We start from the raw sequence: 20,002 nt of genomic DNA, 5'->3' as shown, positions 1-20,002 counted from the left end.
GCGGTCACCCACGAGGTTGGTTCTGCGGCGACCGCGTCTGTGCGCGGCCATGGGGACGAACATCCCCACAACTGGGGACAGATCTGTGGACAGCTGGGGACAACTGTGGATCATTTGGGGAGGGTCGGAAGTTGTCCACGGACGGCCGAAACTATCCACGGAAGTCTTCCCCAGCTGTCCACAGGCCGCCGCGCGAGCGGACCTGCGACGACGGCAGTAGTCCCCAGAATCCACAGCCCCTATTACTGTCACTGCCCTTGGTTCTTCTCAAGAAATCTCTCCGAGGGAAAACAGGGGGCTGTGGACATGGGGACAAAGCTCCGACCAAGGTCGTCTTGTCGACAAATCAATCGACTGCCCCGAGTGACGGCGGTGCCGCTCACGTTCTAACGTGGGTATCCACACCCAGCCCGCTCGTCGTTGGCGACATCGGCACCGGGCCACACCACACTGCGAGATCCCTGGTCAGCGCATCGCTCGCGGCCTGCCCGGGGACGTTTGTCGATCTTCTCGGGCCGCGATGAGGGGCTCGGCTGTCGAAAGGATGGGCACATGAAGATCCGCGTCGAGCGCGACGGGCTCGCGGACGCCGTCGCGTGGGTGGCACGCAGCCTGCCGTCGAGGCCACCGGTCCCGGTCCTGGGCGGTGTCCTCCTCGACGCCGGATCGGACGGCTCCACCGACGCGCTCACCGTCTCCGGCTTCGACTACGAGGTCTCCGCGACGGTCGGCGTCCCGGCGACGATCGCCGACGGCGGGCGGCTGCTCGTGTCCGGACGGCTACTCGCCGACATCACCAAAGCGCTCCCGGCCCAGCCGGTCGAGATCTCGGTCGACGGCTCCCGCGCCTCCATCACCTGTGGCAGCGCCCGGTTCAGCCTGCCGACCATGCCGGTCGAGGACTACCCGCAGCTGCCCGCCCAGCCGACGTTCGCCGGCGAGGTCGCCGGCGAGGCGTTCGGCCAGGCCGTCACCCAGGTCGCCGTCGCCGCGGGCAAGGACGACACCCTGCCCATGCTCACCGGCATGCGGCTGGAGATCTCCGGCAACTCGCTCACCCTCGTCGCCACCGACCGCTTCCGGCTCGCGATGCGCGAGTTCGCGTGGGAGCCGGCCGAAGGACTGGCAGATGCCGCGGTCCTGGTCCCGGCCCGCACCCTCGCGGAGGCGGCCAAGTCGCTCGGCACCGCGGGCAACAAGGTGTCCGTCGGGCTCGCCAGCGGCGAGGGCCTGCTCGGTCTGTCCGGCAACGGCCGCTACACGACCACCCGGCTGCTCGACGCCGAGTTCCCGCCATACCGGCAGCTCCTCCCGAACCAGCACTCCTCCCGCGCGGTGATCGAGGTGTCCCCGCTCTCGGAGGCGATCAAACGTGTGTCGCTGGTTGCCGAGCGGGGTACCCAGGTGCGGCTGGAGTTCGGGGACAACTCGCTGCGCCTGTCGGCCGGCGGCGACGACGAGGGCAGCGCCGAAGAGGAGCTGCCGGTGGAGTACGAGGGCGAGCCGGTGACGATCGCGTTCAACCCGGGTTACCTCGTCGACGGTCTCGGTGCGCTGCACCACGACCGGGCCGAGCTGACCTTCACCACCCCGAACCGGCCGGCTTTGATCAAGCCGGCCGATGAGCAGGGCCAGGTCGTTCCTGGTTACCTCTATCTACTGATGCCGGTCCGCCTACCCGGCTGACCGCGACGGAAGAAGCACGCACGAAGGGGAGTTCCATGGTTCAGCTGGGACTGGTCGGCCTCGGCCGGATGGGCTTCAACATGCGCGAGCGGCTGCGCGCCGCCGGGCACGAGGTGGTCGGTTACGACCGCAACGAGGCGGTCTCGGACTCGTCCTCGCTCGCCGACATGGTGTCCAAACTGGACGCTCCGCGGATGGTCTGGGTGATGGTACCGGCCGGTGGACCGACCCGGGACACCGTCGCGGAACTCGGTGACCTGCTCGCCGAGGGTGACCTGGTGATCGACGGCGGCAACTCGCGGTTCACCGACGACAAGCACAACGCCGAGGTGCTCTCCGCCAAGGGCATCGGCTACCTGGACTGCGGTGTCTCCGGCGGCGTGTGGGGCAAGGACAACGGCTACGGCCTGATGGTCGGCGGTGACAAGGAACTCGTCGAGCGCGCGATGCCGATCTTCGACGCGCTGCGCCCGGACGGCCCGCGTGAGGAGGGCTTTTCGCACGCGGGCTCGGTCGGGGCGGGCCACTACGCGAAGATGGTCCACAACGGCATCGAGTACGGCCTGATGCAGGCCTACGCCGAAGGTTTCGAGCTGCTCGAGGCCGCGAAGGTCGTCGAGGACGTGCCGGCCGTGATCAAGGGCTGGCAGCGCGGCACCGTGGTCCGGTCCTGGCTGCTCGATCTGCTGGTCCGCGCGCTGGACGAGGATCCGGAGCTGGACGACCTCGAGGGTTACGTCGAGGACTCCGGCGAGGGCCGGTGGACCCTGGAGGAAGCCATCAACCACGCGGTGCCCGCGCCGGTCATCTCGGCCGCGCTGTTCGCGCGGTTCGCCTCGCGGCGGAAGGACTCGGCCGCGATGCGGGCGGTGGCCGCGTTGCGCAACCAGTTCGGCGGGCACGCCGTGAAGAAGGCCGGCGAGTAGGCACTCCGCCGTGCACGTACGGCACTTGCAGGTCACCGACTTCCGTTCGTGGGATCACGCGGACCTGCCGCTCACCCCGGGGCCGACGGTGCTCGTCGGCCAGAACGGCCGCGGGAAGACCAACCTGCTGGAGGCCCTCGGTTACCTGGCGACCCTGGGTTCGCACCGGGTCGCCACCGACGCCCCGCTGGTGCGCCACGGGTGTGAGCGGGCCCTCGTGCGGGCGGCCGTGGTCAACGACGACCGCGAGCTGACCGTCGAGCTGGAGATCAACCCCGGCCGGGCCAACCGCGCCCGGGTCAACCGGGGTGCGGTGGGCAAGCCGCGCGACATCCTCGGGATCCTGCGCACGGTGCTGTTCTCCCCCGAGGACCTGGCGCTCGTGCGCGGCGACCCCGGTGAACGCCGCCGGTTCATGGACGAGCTGCTGGTGCAGCGCGCGCCCCGGTACGCCGGGGTGCGGGCCGACTACGAGCGGGTCCTCAAGCAGCGCAACGCACTGTTGAAGACGGCGGGCAAGAAGAAGGGGAGCGCGCGCGACGACCCGTACGCGTTGTCCACCCTCGAGGTGTGGGACAACCACCTGGCGGAGGTCGGTGCGCAGCTGCTCGCGGCGCGGCTGGACCTGGTGGCCGACCTCGGACCGCACACCACCGCCGCCTACGCGGGGGTGGCGCCGGACTCGCGGCCGGCGCGGATCGCCTACCGCTCCAGCCTGGGGGCGGCGCTGCCCGAGGGCTACGGGGTGCCGGACGGCAAGCGGGCCGAACCGGAGGTGCTGAGCGGTATCCTCACCGCGGCGATGGCGCAGGTGCGCCAGCAGGAGCTGGAACGGGGGATCAGCCTGGTTGGTCCGCACCGCGACGAGCTGGAAATCGTGCTGGGGGAGGCCCCGGCGAAGGGCTACGCGAGCCATGGGGAATCCTGGTCGTTCGCGCTCGCGTTGCGGCTGGCCTCCTACGAGCTGCTGCGACGGGAAGCGGGGGAACCGGTGCTCCTGCTCGACGACGTCTTCGCCGAGCTCGACCGGCGGCGCCGATCGCGGCTGGCGGAGGTGGCCGCGGGTGCCGAACAGGTGCTGGTCACCGCGGCGGTGGACGAGGACGTGCCCGCGGAACTGGACGGAATCCGGTTCACCGTCGCCGACGGGGAAGTGAAACGTGCCTGACAATCGACGCGGAGTGACCGGGAGCACACCAGTTACCCACCGATCTGGGGACAAGTCTGTGGATAGTGTGGATAACACGGTGAACGCGTTATCGCCGGGAGTGACCAAGCGGCCGAATGGGCGATCTTCGACCGAGTCAGAACCAGTGCAGATGCCTCAGACGAGTGGATCGGACACGGAAGGTGATCTTCCGGCTGAGCCGAACGGGAACCCTACCGGGCGTGACCTCGTCCGCGCCGCCCTGGCTGCCGCACGCGCCAAGGCGGACACCCGGGGCACCGAGCCGGGCCGCCGCAAGATCGAGCTCGGCGGCCAGAACCCGCGCCGCCGCCGCTGGTCGGGCCCGGGCCCGGACGCCCGTGACCCCCAGCCGCTGGGCCGGCTGGTGAACCGGCTGGTCTCCGAACGCGGCTGGCAGGAGCGAGTGACCAGCAGCCGCGTCTTCGGCGAGTGGGCGCGGCTCGTCGGTGAGGACGTCGCCGAGCACGCCCAGCCCGTCGCGCTCAAGGACGGCGAGCTGTCGGTCCGGGCCAGCTCGACGGCGTGGGCCACGCAGCTGCGCCTGCTGCAGGGTCAGCTCATCGCCAAGATCGCGGCGGGCGTCGGTCACGGCGTGGTCAAGCGGATGCGGATCCACGGTCCGACCGCCCCGAGCTGGCGCAAGGGCGCGCGGCACGTACCCGGCCGCGGGCCACGCGACACCTATGGGTGACTGAGCGCGCCGTACCGCCGTCCGACCCCTGCCGGATAGCGCCGGACCCGTCCGCACTCGCGTTCGCGCCTCTGTGACGAAATCAGGGGTGTCCTTGCCGCATGTCAGCGGAGCTTGGCAAGTAGAATGAACCCGAGTGGGGAGTCCCTTGGGCAAGACTGAGGAGAAAGCAGGCCCGTGGCAGCTCAGCAGAACGACTACAACGCGTCCTCCATCACGGTGCTCGAGGGTCTCGAGGCGGTCCGCAAGCGACCCGGTATGTACATCGGCTCGACCGGCGAACGTGGCCTGCACCACCTGATCTGGGAGGTCGTGGACAACTCGGTCGACGAGGCCATGGCCGGCTACGCCACCAAGGTCGAGGTCACCCTCCTGCCCGACGGCGGTGTCCGCGTCGTCGACGACGGCCGCGGCATCCCCGTCGAGGAGCACCCGGTCCACAAGAAGTCGACGCTGGAGATCGTGCACACCGTGCTGCACGCCGGTGGCAAGTTCGACAGCGAGAGCTACGCGGTGTCGGGCGGCCTGCACGGCGTCGGCGTCTCCGTGGTGAACGCCCTGTCCGCGGCGCTCGACGTCGAGGTCAGCCGCGACGGCAAGCGGTGGCGGCAGCACTACGACCACTCCAAGCCCGGCCCGCTGGAGGAGCTCGGCCACGCCGAGGGCACCGGCACCTGCACCACGTTCTGGGCCGACCCGGACATCTTCGAGACCACCACGTACAACGCCGAGACGGTGTCGCGGCGGCTGCAGGAGATGGCCTTCCTGAACCGCGGCCTGAGCATCACGTTGCGCGACGAGCGGGTCACCGAGGAGGAGACCGAGGCCGACGCCGACGGCAAGCAGGCGCGGGTCAAGGACCGCGTCTACCACTACCCGGGCGGGCTCGAGGACTTCGTCAAGCACATCAACGGCTCGAAGGACCCGATCCACTCGAGCATCATTTGCTTCGACGCCAAGGGCGACGGCCTCGAGGTCGAGGTCGCGATGCAGTGGAACAACTCGTTCACGCCCTCGGTGCACACCTTCGCCAACACGATCAACACCCATGAGGGTGGGACCCACGAGGAGGGCTTCCGCGCCGCGCTGACCCGGGTGGTCAACGCCTACGCGCGGGACAAGAAACTCCTCAAGGACAAGGACGAGAACCTCTCCGGCGACGACGTGCGCGAGGGCCTCACCGCGATCATCTCGATCAAGCTGGCCGAGCCGCAGTTCGAGGGCCAGACCAAGACCAAGCTGGGCAACAGCGAGGCCAAGTCGTTCGTCCAGTCCAAGACCAACGAGTGGTTGTCCGACTGGTTCGAGCGCAACCCGACCGAGGCCAAGACGATCATCAACAAGGCGCTGTCCAGCGCGCAGGCGCGGATGGCGGCTCGCCGGGCGCGCGACCTGGTCCGCCGCAAGGGCGCGCTGGAGATCGGCGGCCTGCCCGGCAAGCTCAAGGACTGCCAGTCGACCAACCCGGAGGAGTGCGAGCTCTACATCGTGGAGGGTGACTCCGCGGGCGGGTCGGCCAAGGAGGGGCGGGAGTCGCGGTTCCAGGCGATCCTGCCGATCCGCGGCAAGATCATCAACGTGGAGAAGGCCCGGATCGACCGGGTGCTCAAGAACAACGAGGTCCAGTCGCTGATCACGGCCCTGGGCACCGGCATCCACGACGACTTCGACATCTCGAAGCTGCGTTACCACAAGATCGTGCTGATGGCCGACGCCGACGTCGACGGCCAGCACATCCGCACGCTGCTGCTGACGCTGCTGTTCCGGTTCATGCGTCCGCTGATCGAGCACGGCCACGTCTACCTCGCGCAGCCGCCGCTGTACAAGATCAAGTGGCCGCGGTCGGAACCGGAGTACGCGTACTCGGACAAGGAGCGCGACGGCCTGATCGCCGCCGGCGCCGAGGCCGGTCGCAAGCTGCCGAAGGACGACGCGATCCAGCGGTACAAGGGTCTCGGCGAGATGAACGCCGAGGAGCTGTGGGAGACCACGATGGACCCGTCCCGCCGGCTGCTGCTGCAGGTCACGCTGGACGACGCGGCCGCCGCGGACGAGCTGTTCAGCGTTCTGATGGGCGAGGACGTCGAAGCCCGGCGATCGTTCATCACCCGCAACGCCAAGGACGTCCGCTTCCTCGACGTGTAGCGCACCCCCGCCGCCCCTTGCCCGTTCGTCAGTAGAAGGACCTCATGACGGAAACCATGCCGCCGGAACACGACCGCACCGAGCCGGTCGACATCCAGCAGGAGATGCAGCGCTCCTACATCGAGTACGCGATGAGCGTGATCGTGTCGCGGGCGCTGCCGGACGTGCGTGACGGCCTCAAGCCGGTGCACCGCCGCGTGCTGTACTCCATGTACGACTCCGGTTTCCGGCCGGACCGCGGGTACAACAAGTGCTCGCGCGTGGTCGGCGACGTGATGGGCAACTACCACCCGCACGGCGACTCGGCGATCTACGACGCGCTCGTGCGCCTGGCCCAGCCCTGGTCGATGCGGTACCCGCTGATCGACGGCCAGGGCAACTTCGGCTCGCCGGGCAACGACCCCGCGGCGGCCATGCGGTACACCGAGTCGCGCCTCGACCCGCTCGCCATGGAGATGCTGCGGGACATCGAGGAAGAGACCGTCGACTTCTCGCCGAACTACGACGGCCGCACGCAGGAGCCGGACGTCCTGCCGGCGCGGATCCCGAACCTGCTGGTCAACGGCACCTCGGGTATCGCGGTCGGCATGGCGACCAACATCCCGCCGCACAACCTGCGCGAGGTCGCCGAGGGCGTGGTCTGGGCGCTGGACAACTGGGAAGCCGGCGACGACGAGACGCTCGCCGCGCTGATGCAGCGGATCAAGGGCCCGGACTTCCCCACGAAGGGCCTGATCCTCGGCACCTCCGGCATCGAGGAGGCGTACCGCACCGGCCGCGGCTCGATCCGGATGCGCGCGGTGGTGGAGGTCGAGGAGGACACGCGGGGCCGCACGACACTCGTCGTCACCGAGCTGCCCTACCAGGTCAACCCGGACAACCTGGTGGAGAACATCGCCAGCCTGGTGCGCGACGGCAAGCTGACCGGCATCGCGGACATCGCCGACGAGTCCAACAGCCGCCGCGGCATGCGGATCGTGGTCACGCTCAAGCGGGACGCGGTCGCCAAGGTCGTGCTGAACAACCTCTACAAGCACACGCAGCTCCAGTACAACTTCGGCGTCAACATGCTGGCCCTGGTCGACGGCGTGCCGCGGACCCTGCGGCTGGACCAGGTCGTCCGGCACTACGTCAAGCACCAGATCGAGGTCATCGTCCGGCGGACCCGCTTCCGCCTGCGCAAGGCCGAGGAACGCGCCCACATCCTGCGCGGCCTGGTCAAGGCCCTGGACCAGCTGGACGAGGTGATCGCCCTGATCCGGCGGTCGCCCACCGTCGACGAGGCCCGCACCGGCCTGATCGAGCTGCTGGACATCGACGAGATCCAGGCCACCGCGATCCTGGACATGCAGCTGCGCCGCCTGGCTGCCCTGGAACGCCAGAAGATCGTCGACGAGCTGGCCGAGATCGAGCTGAAGATCGCCGACCTGCAGGACATCCTGGACAAGCCGGAGCGCCAGCGGCAGATCGTCAAGGACGAGCTGACCGAGATCGTCGACAAGTTCGGCGACGACCGGCGCACCCAGATCATCCCGTTCGACGGCGAGGTGTCGGTCGAGGACCTGATCGCGGTCGAGGACGTGGTGGTCACCATCACGCGCACCGGCTACGCGAAGCGCACCAAGACCGACCTGTACCGGTCCCAGCGCCGCGGCGGCAAGGGCGTGCAGGGGGCGCAGCTGAAGCAGGACGACATCGTCCAGCACTTCTTCGTCTGCTCGACGCACGACTGGATCCTGTTCTTCACCAACAAGGGCCGCGTGTACCGCGCCAAGGCGTACGAACTGCCCGAGGCGAACCGCGCCGCGCGCGGCCAGCACGTGGCGAACCTGCTCGCGTTCCAGCCGGACGAGACGATCGCGCAGATCATCGAGATCCCGAACTACGAGGTCGCGCCGTACCTGGTGCTCGCCACCAAGAAGGGCCTGGTCAAGAAGACGCGGCTGAGCGAGTTCGACTCCAACCGCTCCGGCGGGCTGATCGGCATCAACCTGCGTGAGGGCGACGAGCTGGTCGGCGCCGTCCTCGCCGGGCCGGAGGACGACCTGCTGCTGGTGTCGGCGGAGGGCCAGTCGATCCGCTTCCACGCCACCGACGAGACGCTGCGGCCGATGGGCCGGGCCACCTCCGGCGTGCTCGGCATGCGGTTCAACGACGGTGACGAGCTGCTCGCCCTCAACGTGGTCAAGCCGGACAAGTTCCTGCTGGTCGCCACCGACGGCGGCTACTCAAAGCGCACGCCCATCGAGGACTACCCGGTGCAGGGCCGCGGCGGCAAGGGTGTGCTGACCATCCAGCACGACCGCAAACGTGGCAGGCTGGTGGGGGCGCTCATCGTCGACGCCGACGACGAGCTCTACGCCATCACCTCCAGTGGCGGGGTCATCCGCACGCCGGCGGACCAGGTGCGCAAGGCGGGCCGGCAGACCAAGGGTGTGCGGCTGATCAACCTCGGCGAGGGCACGACCCTTCTCGCCGTGGCGCGCAACGCCGACGAGCCCTCGGGCGTCGGTAATGGTGAAGGCAACGGAGGAACCGAACCCGTCTCGGAAGAGAGCTAAGTGACGACACCGGAGAACCCCGAACAGCACGGTGCGCGAAGCGGCGACGCGGGTACGCCACCCTGGCAGCGGCTGAGCCGCGACGCCGGTCAGAGCACGACCACCGAGCAGCCGGGCGGCGGCTACCGCGACGGATGGTCGCCGGAAGGCCAGGCCGAGAAAACTGTGCTGTACTCGAACGGTGACGACCAGCCCGTCGTCACCGGGTCGGCGGCGCAGGGACTGTTCGGCAACCCCGCGACGCACGACGACGCGTTGTCCGGGTTGAGGGGGCAGGAGACGGTGAGCGTGGCCAGTGCCGGCACCAAGGGCCGTTCGGCGCCGAGCGCGCTGCGCCGGCCCGGCCGCGGCCCACGACGGGCGAGCCTGCAGATCAAGCGGTTCGACCCGTGGTCGGTGCTGAAGCTGTCGCTGGTGCTCGGGGTCGCCTTGTTCTTCGTGTGGCTGGTCGCCGTCGGGGTGCTCTACACGGTGCTCGACGGCATGGGCGTGTGGGACAAGCTGAACGGCACGTACTCGTCCCTGGTGTCCGGCGAGGGCGCCGGCGCGACCAGCGAGTCGCTCATCAGCGCCGGCCGGGTGTTCGGCATCGCGGCCATCCTCGGCGCGATCAACATCGTGCTGCTCTCCGCGCTGGCCACGGTGAGCGCGTTCATCTACAACGTGTCCGCCGACCTGGCCGGCGGCCTTGAGGTGACCCTGTCGGAACGCGAGTAGAAGGCGTGTTGTAGTCTTCTCTCCGTTCGAGGGCCCATAGCTCAGGCGGTTAGAGCGCTTCGCTGATAACGAAGAGGTCGGAGGTTCAAGTCCTCCTGGGCCCACCACAGGTCAGCCCCCGTCTCCCCACCAGGGGAAACGGGGGCTGAGCGTCATTCTGGGCGGCTACCGGCCCAGCTTCGGCCTCGTCCGGCGCGGGAGTTGGACATGTCCGGGTTGGTCGTGTAGACATAGCCGGGTTGTCTGTGAGACCAGAGGGAGGTGAGTTGATGTCCGCCGTGAACGGCGCTGCCGTGTGCAGTGCACGCCGGAACATCCTCACGTCCCGGACCCCGGTCTGACCTGACGTCCACCCCATCCTGAGCTCGACGGCTCATGGGGCCGGGCTTCGCGTTCAGCGGGGTTCCCTACCCAAGGGTCTCTACGTTGTCTCACTTCACTTCTCACCATGCTCAGTCGTACTCCCTGGTGGATTACGGCTGGGACGAGGCGCGCGAGCACGCCTTCGCGCCTCATCGCGATGCCGGACTGGTGCCGGCCCGCATCGTGCGATCCGAACGGGGCTCGTGCGAAGCGGTCACCGACGCCGGATTCGTCCGTGCGGAGATCCCCGGTACCGCCGGGGGTCCGTTGTCGCCGCCGTGCGCCGGTGACTGGGCTGCCCTGCATCCGGCCACCACCACGCACGGGCCGGTGCTGCACGCGGTGCTGGAACGCCGCACCGCCCTGGTGCGATCCACCGCGTCGCGGACCTCCCGTGGCCAGGTCCTGGCCGCCAACATCGACACGGTCGTGGTGACGGTGTCGCTGGGCACCGCGCTGAAGCACGGCAGGACCGAACGCATGCTCGCCCTGGCCTGGGAGAGCGGCGCCCAGCCGGTCGTGGTGCTCACCAAGGCCGATCAGTGCGCCGACGTGCAGCTGGCCGCGGCCGAGGTGTCCGAAGTGGCACCAGGCGCCGAGGTTGTGGTCACCAGCGCGGTGACCGGGCTGGGTCTGGCAGCCCTGAGGACCGTCCTGAACGGCACCATCGTGCTCCTGGGCCCTTCCGGAGCGGGTAAGTCCACGCTGGGCAACCAGCTGCTGGGCGAGGACCGGCTGGCGACGGGCGCCGTGCGCGACGTGGACGGCAAGGGGCGGCACACGACCGCATGGCGGGAGTTGGTTCCGCTGCCCGGCGGCGGGGTCCTCCTGGACACCCCTGGTCTGCGCGCGATCGGCCTGCACGACGCCCAGGACGGGCTGGAGCAGACCTTCGCCGAGATCGAAGACCTCGCACAGAGCTGCCGGTTCACGGACTGCGCACACGTGAGCGAACCCGGCTGTGCGGTGCTGGCCGCAGTCGCGGCAGGCAAGGTTCCGCAGCGCCGTCTGGACAGCTACCGCCAGCTGTTGAGGGAGAACGCCTACGCCGCTTCCCGCACCGACGCCCAGCTGCGCGCCGACCGCGAGGCGGCGAAGAAGGACATCACGCGGCACCTGCGTGCCACGTACCAGTTCCGGGAGCGCCAGCAATGAACGACACCGGCATGCCCGACCACGCTCCTGGCACCGACCTGGACGCGGCCCACCTCCACCCCTACTCCACCACTGCGAACGGAACCATGACCACCTGGATCGCCCGCCCCGAAACCGCCGACGACATCCCCGCCATCCGGGAAATCGTCCTCGCGGCCTTTCCCACCGCCGCTGAGGCCGCGATCGTCGACGCCCTGCGCGCCGACCTGGATGCGTGGATCGACGGCCTGTCGATCGTCACCGCAGCCCCCGACGGCACCCCGGTGGGGTATGCGCTGCTCACCCGCTGCCACGTCGACGGCCATCCCGCCCTCACTCTGGGCCCGTGCGCGGTACTGCCGTCAGCCCAGCGAGGTGGTGCCGGCTCCGCGGCCATCCGCGCCGCCTTGGCCGCTGCCCGAGCCGTGGGGGAAAACCTCGTTACCGTCCTGGGGCACGCCACCTACTACCCGAGGTTCGGCTTCACGCCGGCTTCCCGCTTCGGCATCCGAGCCCCCTTCGAAGTCCCTGACGAGGCGATGATGGCCATGGCCCTGGACGACACCCGCGCCATCCCGGCGGGCACCATCCGGTACCCCGCCGCGTTCGGCGTCTGATCCCGCCTGCGGCGTCCCGGACTCATCACTCCGGGGCGCCGCAGGTCCCAGCCGGTCCCTCGCCTCCGCGCCGCCGTGACCGTGCGGCGCTCGCTGGGGCCCTACTTCTCCGCCGGCGTGTACACCAGTTCGAGGATTCCGGACGGGAAGGCGGTGCTCTTCACCAGGCGCAGCTTCACCGCCTCGTCCAGCTCGGGGAACAGCGGCGCGCCCTTGCCCGTGACGGCGGGGAGCACCCACAACCGGTACTCGTCGACCACACCGAGCTTGATCAGCGAGTGCATGAACCGGGTGCCGCCGGCGGCGACGAGGTCCTTGCCGGGCTCGGCCTTGAGCTTGGCGATCTCCGCTGCCGTGTCGCCGCTGGCGATCCGGGTCTCGGGCCAGTCGTCGGCCGACTTCAGCGTGCGGGAGAACACGACCTTGGGGATCTCGTTCATCGCCTTGGCGGACGGGTGATCCGCGTTGGGCCAGTAACCGGCCATGATCTCGTAGGTGTTCCGGCCCATGAGGAAGGCGCCGGCTTCCCACAGCCGGTCGACGAAGTACTCCTCCTGCTCGGGGTCGTCGATGCTCATCATGACGTCCCGGATCCCGTTGTCGCCGTCAGCGCTCTTGCCGTCGAGCGACACGTAAAAACCCAGAATCAACTTCCGCATCCCGCGCCTCCATCCGTTCTTCCCCCGCCGCGAGCTCGATCCTGGTGATGGTGGCAGCCTTCCGTGGCGATGAAAACCCTTCGAACTTGTGTTCGTCGAACACGTGTTCTAGTATCGCGGGCATGCCGGTCTGGAGGGGGAAGCTCCGGACCGGCTTTCGCGTGAAGGGAGACTCGCGATGACCAACCAGTCACCTGCCCGGCCCAGGAACGTCCTGGATTGGCTGACGGACGGCGAGAAGGCTCTGGCGCGACTCCGTCAGGATGCGGCGCTCAAGTCGTCGGCGGGTGCGCCGCTGGATGCGCCGGACATCATGGAGGGCGTGCGGCTGTCGAAGCAGCTCGTCGCCCTCGACGAGCAGCGGGGCGGTTGAGAATGCCGTTCGCTCAATACAGGTAGACATCGACCAGGAGCGCGGCGAGCGCAGCCAGTGCCGCGGGGGTGACCACGCGAACGGCGGGACTGGTGCGCAGGGGGCCGAGTGACAGCGCGAGGAAGCCCACGGCGAGGGTGAACACCGCGGAGCCGGTGTCCTGCCAGCTCACGGGGAACACCGTGATCGGTGCGTCGGTGAAGAAGCTGACGCCGCGGGTGGCACGCAGGATGGAGTTCCACGCCAGCGGACCCGCCGCCGCGGCCAGTGCACCGGTGATCGCGACGGGAAGCCGCTGCCGCCGGGTGGTGGCGACCAGCAGGACGGCCGCCACGATCGCCGACAGCAGAGCCCCGTAGCCGATCACACCCCAGCTGATCACGGAGTGCAGCCCGGTCGGACGCTCACCGCCCCACCCTAACCGGATGGACACCCCGGGGAAGGCGGGTTGCCGCCCCTCGACGCGACTTGACCCTGCCCTTTAGGGCAAGGTTTAAGTTCGCGGAGGTGAGAGGCATGCAGATCGGTGAGCTGGCGCGGCGGGCGGGTGTCACGACCAAAGCGGTGCGGTACTACGAATCGCTGGGATTGCTCACGCCCGCGCGACGGGCAAACGGCTACCGGGACTACGACGAGCACGACGTCCGGCTGGCGCAGGAGATCCGCGCGCTCAGCAGTCTCGGAATCCCGGTGGAGCGCACCCGCCCGTTCCTCGAGTGCCTGGTGGCCGGCCACACGCACGGGGACGACTGCCCGGCGTCGCTGGCGGGCTATCGGGACGCGATCCGTGAGCTCACACAGCGGATCGAGGGGCTCACGGCCCGCCGGGCGAAGCTGATCGCGCATCTGCAGGTGGCCGCGCACCGCAACAGCGGCGTCTCACCAGCCGACGAAGGGATGGACCTGATGACCGACTACACGAACCTGCCGGCTGACCTGCCCGTGCCCGAAGACGACGGTGCGGCCGCCCACCTGCCCGGGATGAAGCTGCCGGAGCTGGCACTGCTCGGCACCGGCGGCGAGACGATCCGCCTCGACGAGCTCGGGGCCGGCCGCACGGTGGTCTACATCTACCCGCTCACCGGCCGGCCGGGTGTCGACCTGCCCGAGGGCTGGGACGCGATCCCGGGAGCGCGCGGCTGCACCCCCGAGGCCTGCGGATTCCGTGACCACCACCAGGACCTGCTGGCCGCCGGCGCGGTCGCCGTGTTCGGCTTGTCCACTCAGGACAGCGAATACCAGCGTGAGGTCGTCGAACGGCTCCACCTGCCGTTCCCGATGCTGTCCGATCCGGACCGGAGCCTGGCCCGCGCGCTCGACCTGCCCACCTTCGAGGCCGGTGGGATGACGCTCTACAAGCGGCTGACGCTGATCATCCGCGACGGCGTGATCGAGCACGTCTTCTACCCGATCTTCCCGCCCGGCGAGCACGCGAGCCAGGTGCTGAGCTGGCTGCGGGACAACCCCCGGCAGGCTTCGCCTCTCGCCGGGTGATTCGGGCGTTCCGTCACGGTGACGCTGGTAACGAGAGGGGTCACGAAACCCGATTCCGCTGGTTAGGGTCCTACGGACCACCGACCAAGGGGAGCGTGCCAGATGTTCAGCCGCCTGCGTCGCCGTGCCGGCCGCCAGGGTGAGCCGGTCACGTTCGCGGCCGGCGCCGGTCTGGTGAGCGCCCGGCTGCGGGACGAGGCGGGCAACCCGCTGGCCGGTGTCGAGATGGTCCTCCGCCACCGGCGCAGCCCGCGCGTCTTCCGGGCCGTGTCCGACGACTACGGCCTCGCGGTCGTCACGGCGGCTACGGGGACCTACCAGGTCACGCTCACCACGGGCGGCTACCGCGAAACGATGCACACGGTCGACGTCGCGAGCGGGGAACACACCGCGCTCGGCGACGTCGGGCTGGTCCCCGACGCGAGCATCCGCCTGCCGGGGCCCGGCCGGTGGGTGATCGACCCCGATCACACGTCGATCCGCTTCGTCGCGCGGCACATCGGGCTGTCCCGCGTCCACGGCCGGTTCACCCGGTTCCACGGCAGCATCCACGTCGGCGAGCGGATCGAGGACTCGTCCATCGAGGTCGTCATCGACGCGGCCAGCATCGACACCGCCGCCGAGAAGCGGGACGAGCACCTGCGCTCGCCCGATTTCCTGGACGTCGAGCGGTTCCCGAAGATCCACTTCCACAGCGACCGCGCCCAGCGGGTGGCCGGTGACCGGTGGCGGATCGACGGCACGCTCAACCTGCGCGGGGCGAGCCGGGGCGTGCGCCTGGACGCCACCTACCTCGGGCTCCGGTCCTGGAACGGCGACCGCCTCGGCGCCGTCGCCAAGGCCGAGCTGCATCGCGAGGACTTCACCATGAACTGGCAGCAGACGCTGGCGAAGGGCCTGGTCGTGGTCGGTTCGACGGTCGAACTCCGCTTCGACGTCCAGGCCGTTCAAGGGGCCTAGGCCGCGGCCCTGGTTCCACGTGGAACGGCGATCACGATCTTCCCCGGTACGGGGATGACGCTCCGCGGCGGTGTGATGGTTCACTCATCCCACGCACAGCGAAAGGAACCTGGGTGTCTCGACTGATTCACGCGGTGGGCAGCTTGCCGCCCGCGGTAGCCCCGGACGCGGAAACCGGGATGAAGTGGCTGGTCGACTCGTCGGCGGTCGACGGCCAGGCGGACGGTGGGGCGCCGGTCGCGTTGACCGCGCTGCCCTGCGACGGCGACCCGGACTGGATCGTGCAGTGGTTGCACGGGTTGCGAGATGTCGAGGACACCTCGTCGGCCGGCTCGCGGCGGGTGTTCGAGATCGTCGCCGACGGCGACAGCAGCGACTACGACCGGGTGCCGATGTACCGGGTCGCGAAAGGCGTCAAACTCCAGCCGGAGCACGTGTCGCTCCAGCGGCGCCAGGACGTCGACGGGTGGATCGGCCTCGCCGAGGCAGTCCGGCGACGGGCCGGGGCGGACCAGCTGCGTTTCCAGGTGAGCATCCCCAGCCCGCTCGACCTGACGACGTTCGCGCTGGCGAACCCGAGGGTGCTGCCGAAGCTTCCGCTCGGGCAGCGACTCGGGGCCATGGCGTCGATGCTGCGGCTCTACCCGGTGTTCCGCACGGCCGTGCTGGACGACGTGCGCGCCATCCACGACCGGCACGGCGAGAACGTGGTGTTCCAGGTCGAGGCGCCGAGCGTCCTGGTCGTTCTGTGGTCGGCGCCCGAGGCGGCGCGGCCGCTGGCGGCGAAGTGGCTCGCCGGCAAGATGGCCGGGCTGCTCGCCGGTTTCCCGGAGGACGCCGAGGTGGTGCTGCACCTGTGCTACGGCGACCTGGCCCACCGCTCGTTGGTGACGCCGGACAGCTTCGCCCCCGCGGTGCTGTTCCTCAACGCGCTCGCCGCGAAGCTCGGCCGCCGGCCACGCTTGCCGAGGGTGCACCTGCCCGCCGCGTTCGGCGACCAGCCGCCGTCCACCGACGAGGCGTTCTACCGGCCGCTGCGGCAGCTGCGTCCCGGATACGAGCTCTACGCCGGGGTCGCGCACCACGATGGCGGGACGGAGTCGCGCGAGGCGCTGCGTCTGTTCGAGGACGCCTTCGGCCGGCAGGCGACAGCGGTGTCGACCGCTTGCGGACTCGGCCGGCACACCGCCGAGCAGGCGGAGCAGGCGATACAGGACTGCCGGGACCTGGCCGGCATTTCCCGCGACGAGGAAAGCGCCGCCTGAGCACCGCCGCGCCGACGGCACGGCCCGCGCCCTGGTGACGCGGGCCGTGCCGTCAGCCGCAGCCGGGAGGGTGCGCACCGCGCGAACCACGCCCGGCCCGGTGCAGTAGCATCGTGACGTCTGATGGACCGTCTAAGAGGGGCCTGAACGTGAAGAAGCTGCTGGCGCTCGCAGTCGTTGCGGGTGGTGTGCTGTTCGTGATCAAGCGCAACAAGGACGCCAAGGCCGAGGCCGATCTGTGGCGCGAAGCCACCGCCCCGACCGAGCGCCCGCTGGCCGCGGTCTCCGCGAACGGCAACACCCCGGCGAAGACCGCTGAAGCAGGCACGAACAACTGAACTTCCCACGGGCCGGACGGTCCGTGCGCGGGGCTGTAGCTCAATTGGTAGAGCGCTGCTTTTGCAAGGCAGAGGTCAGGGGTTCGATTCCCCTCAGCTCCACAACGTCCGACACGCGTTGACTCCGCACGTTCTGCTCCGCCAGCGGTGGCGGTGAGCGGATTCGACGTTTTCAGCCCGCCACCTTCGGCAGGAGCGGTTCGAGCCGCTCCGCCCAGTTCTGGGCATTGGAACAAGCTTGCGCGTCGTCGTGCGAGGAAGCCATCGTGACGGTCACCATTGCTCGTGAGTGCTGACCGACCTCGATCGCGACAGAGCATGTCCCGGCCAGGGTGTGGGCCTGCAACACCCTCCGGCCGTTGATGCTCATCTCAGTAGCACTGGGGTCACTTGCCCGGAACTCCGGAAGACCCTGGGCGGGGTCCAGAGCGAGGCCGATGCCGCCGAATCCACTCTTGGTCGCGGTGCACTCGTTCCGCCTGCTGATATTCTCACCTGGACGGAAACCCTGGCCGGCGTTCAGCTGGTCGAGGACCTGGCATGCGCTCAAACCACCGAAGACGTCCTGGTTTTTTTCGGTGGGGCCCGCAGGCGAAGTCGCCGGAGCGGGTGCAGGTGCGCCTGCAACCGACGAAGTGCAGCCGGCTACCGCGACGGCCAGGATCGCGATCCCCGAAACGTGGCCGACACGAAATTTGAAACTCACCGAAGGTCCTCAGTCCTTGAATTTGCCCAGATATTGTGTGGCCGCTTCGTCGGAAGCATCGTATCGCGCGACGGCTTCGTCGATGGCGTCCACGATGTCGGTGAGATTTTCCCGAAGTGCTTCGACCACCCTTACCAGCGACTGGTCGTCTGAGTCCATGGCCATCTGGAAATGGCGTGCGGCGGTTTGGGCGTATTGATCGTCCCCGAATGGTGGCTTCCGCTGCAGTTGGACGATTTTTGGTGCGATTCCGGCTAATCGTTCCTGCATCTGCGTGATTGCCCGTCGGAGATGGGACCCTGTCTCCTCATCGACAGCCCACTGGCCAGACCGGGCCCCGTCGAGGATTCGCTTGGTCTCGGATCGCATAGCCGTCAACTGCGCCTCGTCGCCAAAAGTGGCACCGACGCTGGTCCAGTCCGTCACGTCAAGTCCCTCCCCAATGCCTGGGCGAGACACTACCGCGTGAGCAGTTGGCGGTCAGGAGATTGACGTCATCTGTTGAGCACATCCGGTAATCGGCGCCGGACGGTAAGGCAAGCCCTTCGATCCGGAGCGCGTGGGAGGTAACCAGCAGCGCTGGGACTCATGACCGCTGCGAAGGTGTACTGATGCTGCTCAGCTCGCAACGTGCGACGTGAAGGGGTCTGTGGGTCACGTAGAGTGGCGCTGATGGCAGGCAGGGGCACGAACCGCAGGCGGGGCGCCGCTCGTCCGGTTCCGGGCCGCTACCCGGTGCGTTTCGGGGTGGCCGAGCTGCTCGCCGATGCCGATCGGGCCAATGCCTGGCTCCTGACCGTCGACGAGGTCGCCCAGTCCTATGTGGACCTCGACGATCCGACGCACCTCGAGTTCGAGTACGTCCGCCGCATCGGTGACGTGATCGACTGCCTGGACGACGGCCCGCTCGACGCCGTGCACCTCGGTGGCGCCGGTTGCACCGTGCCGCGTTACGTCGCGGCCACCCGGCCGGGCAGCAGGCAGCTCGTCTTCGACGCGGACGAGCAGCTCATCGACCTCGTCCGGGAACAACTGGACCTGCGCAGCGTCCCGAACCTCCGGGTGCGCATCTCCGACGGTCGTGCGGGCGTTGCCACCCGACGCGACGCGTCCGCCGATCTCGTCGTCGCCGACGTGTTCCAGCGCGCGCAGATGCCGGGTGACGTCGCGACGCTGGAGTTCACCACCGATGTCGCCCGGGTGCTCAAAGCCGCGGGCACCTACCTGATCAACGTCGCCGACGGTCCCGGCCTGAAGTTCGCCCGCCGGGTCGTCGCCACCATCGGCACGGTCTTCCCGCACGTCGTGATGCTCGCCGACTCGGGCGTGCTGCGCGGGCGCCGCTTCGGCAACCTCGTGGTCGTCGCCTCGCGCGCGGAACTGCCCGTCGACGCGATCAGCCGCCGTGCCGCCTCGGCCGCGTTTCCCGCCCGGGTCACCAGCGGCGAGGACCTGGAACAATTCCGCGGCAACGCCAAGGCGATCACCGACGCCGAATCCCTGGACGCCCCCCGTCCGCCGTGGAACGTCTTCGGCCTGCCGCCCAAGACCTGATCTCGGCCAGATGGTTGTACGCCGACGCGCGCGAAATGCCCAGCGCGGCCGCCACCTCGGGCACCGCCTTCTGCAGCGCGAACAGGCCCCGCTCGTCCAGGGCGCGGAACAGCTCCAACCGCTCGGCGCGCGTCATCCGGCTCACCGGCCTGCCGAGCTTCAGCTCCTCCTCGGCGACCACCGCGCGGATCAGCTGCCCGGTGTCGTTGGTGAACGTCGTCGTCGCGTCGGGCAGGGCGTTCACCGCCGCCAGCTCGCCCAGCAGCACGGCCGCGTGCCGCAGATCCGTCACGTCCACGTTCACGCACAGCGCCCCGAACACCTCGCCGTCGCGGTCGCGCAGCAGCATCGTGGACGCCTTGACCACCCGCCCGGCCGGTGTCCGCGTCAGGTAGTTGATCTGGTCCCGCGCGTCCCGGCCCTGCTTGAGCAGGCTCAGCCCGAGCTCGCTCATCGCCCCGCCCGGCGCCCGCCCGGTGACCTCGCCCGCGACCGCCACGACGGACCCCTCCGGCCGCCGGTAGTCGTGCAGGACGACCTCGCAGTTGCCGCCGAAGGTGGCCGCGAGGCCGTCGAGCACGGGACGGAGCGCGGCGAGCACCGCGTCGGCATCGGTCACCTGGG

20 protein-coding genes and 2 tRNA genes are annotated in these 20,002 nt (G+C 69.3%); 17 read left to right on the top strand and 5 right to left on the bottom strand.

Going from position 1 to position 20,002, the window contains the following annotated elements; translation table 11 throughout:
- The first annotated feature begins 552 nt into the window (after positions 1 to 552).
- The 10 genes from dnaN to FHX45_RS15850 all read left to right on the top strand — a co-directional run bounded on the left by dnaN (position 553) and on the right by FHX45_RS15850 (position 12,029).
- Positions 553 to 1,686, top strand: a complete 1,134-nt coding sequence (gene dnaN, locus FHX45_RS15895; protein ID WP_167102022.1) for a DNA polymerase III subunit beta — start codon at positions 553 to 555, stop codon at positions 1,684 to 1,686.
- 35 nt (positions 1,687 to 1,721) lie between these two features.
- Complete coding sequence (gnd, locus tag FHX45_RS15890) at positions 1,722 to 2,612, top strand: phosphogluconate dehydrogenase (NAD(+)-dependent, decarboxylating) (protein ID WP_167102018.1); 891 nt, start codon at positions 1,722 to 1,724, stop codon at positions 2,610 to 2,612.
- Between the two features lie 10 nt (positions 2,613 to 2,622).
- Complete coding sequence (gene recF / locus FHX45_RS15885) at positions 2,623 to 3,780, top strand: DNA replication/repair protein RecF (protein WP_167102015.1); 1,158 nt, start codon at positions 2,623 to 2,625, stop codon at positions 3,778 to 3,780.
- Between the two features lie 151 nt (positions 3,781 to 3,931).
- A complete protein-coding gene (locus FHX45_RS15880) occupies positions 3,932 to 4,492 on the top strand; it encodes a DciA family protein (protein ID WP_167102011.1) in 561 nt (186 codons plus the stop codon).
- A 177-nt stretch (positions 4,493 to 4,669) separates the two neighbouring features.
- Positions 4,670 to 6,637 carry a DNA topoisomerase (ATP-hydrolyzing) subunit B gene (gene gyrB / locus FHX45_RS15875; protein ID WP_167102008.1) on the top strand — a complete coding sequence of 656 codons (1,968 nt, stop codon included), beginning with the start codon at positions 4,670 to 4,672 and terminating at the stop codon, positions 6,635 to 6,637.
- A 44-nt stretch (positions 6,638 to 6,681) separates the two neighbouring features.
- Complete coding sequence (gene gyrA / locus FHX45_RS15870) at positions 6,682 to 9,198, top strand: DNA gyrase subunit A (protein ID WP_167102005.1); 2,517 nt, start codon at positions 6,682 to 6,684, stop codon at positions 9,196 to 9,198.
- On the top strand, positions 9,199 to 9,915 hold the full coding sequence (locus tag FHX45_RS15865) for a DUF3566 domain-containing protein (RefSeq protein WP_167102002.1): 717 nt from the start codon (positions 9,199 to 9,201) through the stop codon (positions 9,913 to 9,915).
- Between the two features lie 30 nt (positions 9,916 to 9,945).
- Positions 9,946 to 10,022: transfer RNA gene (locus tag FHX45_RS15860), tRNA-Ile, on the top strand.
- 361 nt (positions 10,023 to 10,383) lie between these two features.
- Entirely contained in the window at positions 10,384 to 11,433 is a 1,050-nt protein-coding gene (gene rsgA, locus FHX45_RS15855; protein WP_341771484.1) for a ribosome small subunit-dependent GTPase A, read from the top strand.
- On the top strand, positions 11,430 to 12,029 hold the full coding sequence (locus tag FHX45_RS15850; protein ID WP_341771483.1) for a GNAT family N-acetyltransferase: 600 nt from the start codon (positions 11,430 to 11,432) through the stop codon (positions 12,027 to 12,029). The genes rsgA and FHX45_RS15850 overlap by 4 nt, the downstream gene beginning before the upstream one ends.
- A 101-nt stretch (positions 12,030 to 12,130) precedes the next feature.
- Here FHX45_RS15850 and FHX45_RS15845 read toward each other — a convergent pair whose 3' ends face one another.
- Entirely contained in the window at positions 12,131 to 12,688 is a 558-nt protein-coding gene (locus FHX45_RS15845; RefSeq protein WP_167101996.1) for a dihydrofolate reductase family protein, read from the bottom strand.
- 178 nt (positions 12,689 to 12,866) lie between these two features.
- On the opposite strand from FHX45_RS15845, the gene FHX45_RS15840 reads away from it, so the two are divergent.
- Positions 12,867 to 13,061, top strand: coding sequence for a hypothetical protein (locus tag FHX45_RS15840; protein WP_167101993.1), 195 nt, complete (start codon positions 12,867 to 12,869; stop codon positions 13,059 to 13,061).
- A gap of 13 nt (positions 13,062 to 13,074) precedes the next feature.
- On the opposite strand, the gene FHX45_RS15835 is transcribed toward FHX45_RS15840, so the two are convergent.
- The gene (locus tag FHX45_RS15835; protein WP_167101991.1) at positions 13,075 to 13,443 is read right to left on the bottom strand and encodes a hypothetical protein; all 369 of its coding nucleotides are present in this window, start codon (positions 13,441 to 13,443) and stop codon (positions 13,075 to 13,077) included.
- Between the two features lie 134 nt (positions 13,444 to 13,577).
- On the opposite strand from FHX45_RS15835, the gene FHX45_RS15830 reads away from it, so the two are divergent.
- From FHX45_RS15830 to FHX45_RS15810, 5 genes are all read left to right on the top strand, one after another.
- A complete protein-coding gene (locus tag FHX45_RS15830; RefSeq protein WP_167101988.1) occupies positions 13,578 to 14,555 on the top strand; it encodes a redoxin family protein in 978 nt (325 codons plus the stop codon).
- Between the two features lie 102 nt (positions 14,556 to 14,657).
- Positions 14,658 to 15,515: a YceI family protein gene (locus FHX45_RS15825; protein ID WP_167101985.1), complete on the top strand. Its 858-nt coding sequence runs from the start codon at positions 14,658 to 14,660 to the stop codon at positions 15,513 to 15,515.
- 113 nt (positions 15,516 to 15,628) lie between these two features.
- A complete protein-coding gene (locus FHX45_RS15820; RefSeq protein WP_167101982.1) occupies positions 15,629 to 16,780 on the top strand; it encodes a hypothetical protein in 1,152 nt (383 codons plus the stop codon).
- Positions 16,781 to 16,929: 149 nt separating this feature from the next.
- A complete protein-coding gene (locus tag FHX45_RS15815) occupies positions 16,930 to 17,118 on the top strand; it encodes a DLW-39 family protein (protein WP_167101979.1) in 189 nt (62 codons plus the stop codon).
- A gap of 29 nt (positions 17,119 to 17,147) precedes the next feature.
- Positions 17,148 to 17,220: transfer RNA gene (locus FHX45_RS15810), tRNA-Ala, on the top strand.
- Between the two features lie 70 nt (positions 17,221 to 17,290).
- Here the strand turns inward: FHX45_RS15810 and FHX45_RS15805 are convergent.
- Both FHX45_RS15805 and FHX45_RS15800 read right to left on the bottom strand, forming a co-directional pair.
- Positions 17,291 to 17,824: a DUF3558 domain-containing protein gene (locus FHX45_RS15805; RefSeq protein WP_167101976.1), complete on the bottom strand. Its 534-nt coding sequence runs from the start codon at positions 17,822 to 17,824 to the stop codon at positions 17,291 to 17,293.
- A gap of 9 nt (positions 17,825 to 17,833) precedes the next feature.
- On the bottom strand, positions 17,834 to 18,250 hold the full coding sequence (locus FHX45_RS15800; RefSeq protein WP_167101973.1) for a hypothetical protein: 417 nt from the start codon (positions 18,248 to 18,250) through the stop codon (positions 17,834 to 17,836).
- A gap of 246 nt (positions 18,251 to 18,496) precedes the next feature.
- Between FHX45_RS15800 and FHX45_RS15795 the strand changes: the two genes are divergently transcribed.
- Entirely contained in the window at positions 18,497 to 19,378 is an 882-nt protein-coding gene (locus tag FHX45_RS15795; RefSeq protein ID WP_167101970.1) for a spermidine synthase, read from the top strand.
- Here the strand turns inward: FHX45_RS15795 and FHX45_RS28625 are convergent.
- Positions 19,308 to 19,997, bottom strand: coding sequence for a PAS domain-containing protein (locus FHX45_RS28625; protein WP_167101967.1), 690 nt, complete (start codon positions 19,995 to 19,997; stop codon positions 19,308 to 19,310). The two genes, FHX45_RS15795 and FHX45_RS28625, sit on opposite strands and share 71 nt — an antisense overlap.
- Between the last annotated feature and the right edge of the window lie 5 nt (positions 19,998 to 20,002).

Origin of the sequence: Amycolatopsis granulosa (assembly GCF_011758745.1) — a bacterium.
Classification (GTDB): domain Bacteria; phylum Actinomycetota; class Actinomycetes; order Mycobacteriales; family Pseudonocardiaceae; genus Amycolatopsis_E; species Amycolatopsis_E granulosa.
Note: the sequence above shows the minus strand (reverse complement) of the source record. Positions and strands in the feature narration are given on the sequence as shown.